Here is a 6082-nt window from a genome sequence, read left to right on the forward strand (position 1 = left end):
AACGCGGAGCGTCCGTTGAGGCGTGCCCACGCAGAGCGTGGGAACGATCATTCGCAGAACATCCTTTACACGATCGTTCCCCACGCTCTGCGTGGGAATGCAGCCCGGGACGCTCCGCGTCCCATCCAGAGCCGAACGCGGAGCGTCCGTTGAGGCGTGCCCACGCAGAGCGTGGGAACGATCATTCGCAGAACATCCTTTACACGATCGTTCCCCACGCTCTGCGTGGGAACGCAGCCCGGGACGCTCCGCGTCCCATCCAGAGCCGAACGCGGAGCGTCCGTTGAGGCGTTACCACGCAGAGCGTGGGAACGATCATTCGCAGAGCTTTCAGATTTCGCGCCACATATGGATCTTGTCGAAGTACTCCTCGCCAACCCGCACGGCCATTGGTTCAAGGCCGAACTGGATGAAGCCGCAGCGTTGGTACAAATTGAACGCCGCATCGTTACCGGCCGTGACCGTCAGTTTGATCAGCCTGAGTTCGCGATGGCATCGCCCCTCGGCCAGAACCGCCTCCACCAATTGCATGCCGAGCCCTCGCCGGCGCACATTGGCGGACACGTACATGCCGAACAGCGTCGCCTTGTGCCGGGCCTTTTCCCGTGGTTCGAACGCCAGCCCGACAATGCCCGCCAACTTGCCCTCTTCGAACGCCCCCAGCACCACATCGAGCTTGCTGGTCAGACGCGATTCCCACCAGCTCAATGGCATCGCCGCACGTTCGCGTACGCTTGAAGTGAAGGCTTGCGGATGCAGGTCATAGGCTTCGAGCATCAACGCCCGATAGTCCAGTGCGTGGCTGGCATCCAGCCGTTCGATCCACATGTTCAGGCCATCCGCTTTTGCTCAAGCATCAAGCGCAGCGCCAGTGCCGACAGCACGAAGCCCATGAAGTAACGTTGCATCGCCAGCCATGTCGGGTTGTTGACAAACCACGAGGCAATGCCCGCCGCGAACACGGCGATCATCAGGTTGACGCAGAAACTGACGCTGATCTGGGTCAGGCCCAGGACGATGCTTTGGGTGAACACAGAACCGTGTTCCGGGGTGATGAACTGAGGAAAAACCGAGAGATAAAAAACCGCGATCTTCGGATTCAGCGCGCTGGTCAGAAACCCCATGGTGATCAGTTTGCGCGCAGAGTCCGGCGGCAACTGCCGGGCCTCGAACGGCGAGCGCGCACCGGGTTTGACCGCCTGCCAGGCCAGCCATAACAGGTACAGCGCGCCGGCCCACTTCAGCACTTCATAAGCCATCGGTACCGCGAGGAACACGGCGGTCAGACCGGCCGCCGCCGCAAACAGATGGACGAAAAAACCCGCGACCACGCCGAGCAACGACGTCACCCCCGCCGCGCGTCCCTGGCAGATCGAGCGGGAGATCAGATAGATCATGTTGGGCCCCGGCGTCAGCACCATCAACAGAGCGGCGGCGGCAAAGATCAGCAAGTCCTGAAGCGGGATCATGGGCGAAGTCCTTTGCGTAAATGATCAGGCGATCGCGGTCAGCGAAGCTCGATAAAACGGCAGGATCAGGTCCCGTGTCAATGGCGCCAGGATGACATCGCCGTCGGTGGCCGGATCGATCCAGAGCACTTCTTCGATCTCGGCCGCCGGGGTGACCTCTGCATCGATGGTCAGCAGAAATATCTCAGCCTTTACGACACATCCCGGTTCATTGGCGGCAGGCGCCGAGAACTGCCCGAGGAACGTGGCGTGCGCCGGATCGATGAGCAGACCCAGTTCTTCTTCCAGTTCACGGGCCAGCGCGTTGACGGGTTGCTCTTGGGCTTCGATCTTGCCCCCCGGTTGCATGAACGCCTGGGTACCGCGCTTGCGCACCAGAAGGGTTCGACCGTCGGGACCGATCAGCAGGGCGGCGGCGATGTGGATAAGTGTCGACATGAACAAAAGGCCTTTGACTCAAAAACGGCAAGGATCACATGTCCGCCATTCGTGAGCAAAGGCCTCGCCTTATGCGGCTTCCTGGAAATCCATCTCCGGCGGCTGTCGACGGAACCCACCGGTCAATACCGCCAGGTACACCACACCGATCGCCAGCCAGCTCAGCCCCAGGTAGATGGCGAGGTGATCGAGGCTGACCATCAGCCACAAATCCGCCGCCAGGCCGATGAACGGGAACAGCAGGAACAACACGAATTGGCGCAGGCCTTTTTTCTCGCCGCCGATCCAGTAATGGAAAATCACCGACAGGTTTACCAGGCTGAACGCCAGGAATGCGCCGAAGTTGATGAAGGAAGTCGAGGTGGTAACGTCCAGCTTCAATGCCAGCAAAGCCACCACTGCGCAGAGCAGGATGCTGTTGATCGGTGTGCCGAAGCGCTGGTGCAAGGTGCCGAAAAACGACTTGGGCAACACGCCGTCACGGCCCATGGCATACAGCAGGCGCGAACCACTGGCTTGCGCCGACAGGCCCGAGGCGAACTGGCCGACGATCAGGCCGATCAGGAAGATCGACACGAACAGGTCGCCGCCGATATTGCGGGCGATCTCGTAGGCAGCCGAGTCGACACTGTTGAACTGGAACGACGGATGGGCGATCTGCACGAAGTACGACACGCCGACGAAAATCAGGCCGCCGATCAGGGTGATCAGCATGATTGCCCGCGGGATGGTGCGGCGTGGGTCACGGGTTTCTTCGGTCAGGGTGCTGACCGCGTCGAAACCGAGGAACGAATAACAGGCGATGGCCGCGCCACTCATGATCAACGGCATTTGCATGTCGCCATTGAAGAACGGCTTGATCGACCACAACGGTGTGCTCGCATCGCCACCGACGTAGTGCACACACAGTGCGACGAAAGCGATCAGCACCAGAAACTGCACCAGCATCAGCAAGGCGTTAATGCCGTTGGCCAGCTTCAGGCCGACGATGTTGATGGCGCTGGTGATGCCGATGAATGCAAGCACCCAGAGCCACTGCGGCACCGCCGGGAACGCGGAATTGAGGTAGGCCGCGCCGATCAGCCAGATCGCCATCGGCAAGAACAGATAATCGAGCAGCACCGCCCAACCGGCGATGAACCCGAGTTTCGGGCTGATGGCCTTGCGCACATAGCTGTAGGCCGAGCCAGCCACCGGGAACGCCGAGGCCATGCGCCCGTAGCTCATGGCGGTGAAAAACATCGCCACCAGCGCCGCGAGGTACGCGGCCGGTACCATGCCGGCGGTGGATTGAGCGAGGATGCCAAAGGTGCCGAGCACAATGATCGGCGTCATGTAGGCGATGCCAAACAGCACCACCGACCCTAATGACAGGGTGCGTTGCAAACGAGCCATGAGCGACTACTCCGGAATTTTATTGGATTTATGGCAGAGCCGAATTCGGCGCAATGATCGTTCCCACGCTCCGCGTGGGAATGCAGCCCGGGACGCTCCGCGCCCCCTTCACAGCCGAACGCGGAGCGTCCGTTGATGCATTCCCACGCAGAGCGTGGGAACGATCGGGTTAACGGTTATCGAGAAGGAATCAGCAGCTCGCGCAATCCGCAAGCATGCTCGACCATTTCCCCCGGCAACTTCAGCCGCTGATCATCCAGGTAGCGGTAATCCTGCCGCGCCGCCGTCAAGCGGTTCAGGTCCAGCTCAACCGCAAACTGCCCTTCCTCACGGCCAGCTTCGAACAACAGCGTGCCCAGGGGATCGACCAGCGCGCTGCCACCGGCGAACAGCAAGCCGCCATCGCCCTCTTCCACACGGTTGACCATCAGCGCGAACGCCTGGTTTTCCTGGGCGCGAGCCATGATGGCGGTGCGGTGCGTCGGGCCGTAGGGGTCCATGTTGCCGTTGGTCACCAGCAGCAACTCGGCACCGAGTTGCGCCAGGGCGCGGGCGCTTTCAGGGAACTCAATGTCGTAGCAAATCAGCAGGCCAACGCGCACACCGTTCCACAGGCAAGTGGCGTAGCGGTCGCCGGCCTCGAACACGCCGCGATCCGACGCCCACAGGTGCGTCTTGCGGTACTTCAAGGCAATGCCTTCGGGGGTGATCAGCAGCGTGGTGTTGTAGAAACGACCGTTGTCGCGCTCGGCGGTACCGACGACCACAGCAATATTGCGTTCACGGGCGGCGGCGACAATGGCGCTGACGGTGGGGCCGTCCAAGGGTTCGGCAACTTGAGCCACGGACTCGGCCGACGGAAAGCCCATCAAGTGGCTTTCAGGGAACATGATCAGTTGCGTGTCGGCGGCGCAAACGTTGATTGCCGTCAGGGCACGTTCTAGGTTGTAAGCCGTGTCGTTGTCACGGCCCGCCAGTTGGGCGAGTTCGACCTTCATGGGTAGTCCTTGTTCTAAGGCCGGGCTGGGAGAAAGATTGCCCGGTCGCTGTCTGTGCGCCAGTATGCGCAGCAAGCGAGCGGCCGGGAAATCACGCCGCTGGGGTAACACGATAGGGGTAGATGCATGGCACTCTCGTTGGACGACATCGCCTGGCACCGCTCGGTGGGGCAATTGATCGACGCCCTGGACAAGCCCAATTTCTGGACGCAGCTGGTCCGCTTGCTGGATCAGTACGTGCCCTGCGACAGCTGGGTCGCGCTGCTGTTCAGCGCCGACCGGCATCCACAAGTGTTCGCCGAATCGCCGGGTGTCGATGGTGGCCCCGACCCGTTGTTCCAGGATTACCTGCGCGGTTTGTACCTGCTCGATCCGTTCTACATCGCCTGCCGCGAACAATCGCGCACCGGTTTGTATCGCCTGTCGGAAGTGGCGCCGGAGCATTTCGAACTCACCGAGTACTATCAACGATACTTTCGTGTGAATGTCGTGGCCGACGAAATACAGTTTAATTGCCAGCTCGAAGGCGACCGCACGCTGTGCCTGTCACTGGGCAGCCAGCAACGTTTCAGCGCCGGACAGATTGCCTTGCTGTCGTTGATCCAGCCGTGGGTGCTCGGGTTGTTGCGTCAGCGCCTGCCCTACGAGATCAACGAAACGGTGGCTCTCGCCCCGACGCCGGTACAGGGCGATTGGCGGGTGCAGCTCGAAGCGTCGGTGCAGCAACTCAAGGGCGCGCAACTGACCGCCCGGGAGCTGGATGTCGGACGCTTGATGCTCAGTGGCTGCTCCAGCAAGGAAATCGCCCGCAAACTGGAAATTTCCATCGAGACCGTGAAAGTCCATAAGAAACACATGTACAGCAAGCTGGGGATCAAGTCCCAGTCCGAGCTGTTTTCGATTTTTCTCCAGGCACAAAATGCCTGATAACCCCTGCATTGCAGGACACCTGTGGCGAGGGAGCTTGCTCCCGCTGGACCGCGAAGCGGTCCCAAAACCAACACCGCAATCAGTCAGACAAAATCCATCAACAGGTTTTGCGGCTGCTGCGCAACCGAGCGGGAGCGAGCTCCCTCGCCACAAATGCGCTGTTGCCACCGAATAATTGAGTCCGAACCCAAGGAAACCGTATGAGCCTGTCACTCCTGAGCCGCTACGCCTTCTTTGCCGTCTGCGTGATCTTCACCCTCGCCAGCCTGCCTTTCCTCGAACACGACTGGCTCTGGCCGATCACTGCGGTCACGGGCGTGCTCAGCCTGATCGGCCTGTTCGACCTGCTGCAAAGCCCCCATGCAGTGCGCCGCAATTACCCGATCCTCGGCAATATCCGCTATCTGGTCGAAGGCATTCGCCCGGAAATCCGCCAGTACCTGCTCGAATCCGACAGCGATGCCCTGCCCTTCTCCCGCGCCCAGCGTTCGCTGGTCTATTCCCGGGCCAAGAATGAAAGCGCCGACAAACCGTTCGGCACCCTGATCGACGTCTATCAATCGGGCTTCGAGTTCATCGGCCACTCCATGCGCCCGGCACCGTTGAGCGACCCGAGCGGTTTTCGAGTGACCGTCGGCGGCCCGCAGTGCAGCCAGCCGTATTCCGCGTCGGTGTTCAACATCTCGGCCATGAGTTTCGGTTCGCTCAGCGCCAACGCCATCCGTGCGTTGAACCAGGGCGCCAAACTCGGCAACTTCGCCCATGACACCGGTGAGGGCAGCATCAGCCCCTATCATCGCGAACACGGCGGCGACCTGACCTGGGAACTGGGCAGCGGCTACTTCGGTTGCC

7 protein-coding genes are annotated in these 6082 nt (G+C 61.0%); 2 read left to right on the forward strand and 5 right to left on the reverse strand.

All coding sequences use genetic code 11. The features are described 5' to 3' along the window. Window positions 1–330 precede the first annotated feature (330 nt). The 5 genes from D8V06_RS12790 to D8V06_RS12810 all read right to left on the reverse strand — a co-directional run bounded on the left by D8V06_RS12790 (window position 331) and on the right by D8V06_RS12810 (window position 4300). Window positions 331–828 carry a GNAT family N-acetyltransferase gene (locus D8V06_RS12790; RefSeq protein WP_056855240.1) on the reverse strand — a complete coding sequence of 166 codons (498 nt, stop codon included), beginning with the start codon at window positions 826–828 and terminating at the stop codon, window positions 331–333. Between the two features lie 2 nt (window positions 829–830). Next, window positions 831–1469, reverse strand: a complete 639-nt coding sequence (locus D8V06_RS12795) for a LysE family translocator (protein ID WP_130907893.1) — start codon at window positions 1467–1469, stop codon at window positions 831–833. Between the two features lie 24 nt (window positions 1470–1493). Next, window positions 1494–1907 (reverse strand): NUDIX domain-containing protein, encoded by a 414-nt coding sequence (locus tag D8V06_RS12800; protein ID WP_130904024.1) that lies wholly within the window; start codon window positions 1905–1907, stop codon window positions 1494–1496. A 69-nt stretch (window positions 1908–1976) separates the two neighbouring features. Beyond that, a complete protein-coding gene (locus tag D8V06_RS12805) occupies window positions 1977–3302 on the reverse strand; it encodes an APC family permease (protein ID WP_130904025.1) in 1326 nt (441 codons plus the stop codon). Between the two features lie 176 nt (window positions 3303–3478). After that, window positions 3479–4300: a carbon-nitrogen hydrolase family protein gene (locus D8V06_RS12810; protein ID WP_056855236.1), complete on the reverse strand. Its 822-nt coding sequence runs from the start codon at window positions 4298–4300 to the stop codon at window positions 3479–3481. Window positions 4301–4426: 126 nt separating this feature from the next. Here D8V06_RS12810 and D8V06_RS12815 point away from each other — a divergent pair, with 126 nt between their 5' ends. Both D8V06_RS12815 and D8V06_RS12820 read left to right on the forward strand, forming a co-directional pair. Then, on the forward strand, window positions 4427–5227 hold the full coding sequence (locus D8V06_RS12815) for a LuxR C-terminal-related transcriptional regulator (protein ID WP_056855235.1): 801 nt from the start codon (window positions 4427–4429) through the stop codon (window positions 5225–5227). A 203-nt stretch (window positions 5228–5430) separates the two neighbouring features. Then, the coding region (locus D8V06_RS12820; RefSeq protein WP_241667813.1) for a glutamate synthase-related protein at window positions 5431–6082 on the forward strand (652 nt) is incomplete at its 3' end.

Origin of the sequence: Pseudomonas sp. Sample_24 (assembly GCF_004307605.1) — a bacterium.
Taxonomy (GTDB): domain Bacteria; phylum Pseudomonadota; class Gammaproteobacteria; order Pseudomonadales; family Pseudomonadaceae; genus Aquipseudomonas.

What these genes read in the sequence shown, in the direction of transcription:
- D8V06_RS12795 (WP_130907893.1), bottom strand. Translation starts at nt 1,469, where the DNA reads ATGATCCCGCTTCAGGACTTGCTGATCTTTGCCGCCGCCGCTCTGTTG.
- D8V06_RS12790 (WP_056855240.1), bottom strand. Translation starts at nt 828, where the DNA reads ATGTGGATCGAACGGCTGGATGCCAGCCACGCACTGGACTATCGGGCG.
- D8V06_RS12800 (WP_130904024.1), bottom strand. Translation starts at nt 1,907, where the DNA reads ATGTCGACACTTATCCACATCGCCGCCGCCCTGCTGATCGGTCCCGAC.
- D8V06_RS12810 (WP_056855236.1), bottom strand. Translation starts at nt 4,300, where the DNA reads ATGAAGGTCGAACTCGCCCAACTGGCGGGCCGTGACAACGACACGGCT.
- D8V06_RS12805 (WP_130904025.1), bottom strand. Translation starts at nt 3,302, where the DNA reads ATGGCTCGTTTGCAACGCACCCTGTCATTAGGGTCGGTGGTGCTGTTT.
- D8V06_RS12815 (WP_056855235.1), top strand. Translation starts at nt 4,427, where the DNA reads ATGGCACTCTCGTTGGACGACATCGCCTGGCACCGCTCGGTGGGGCAA.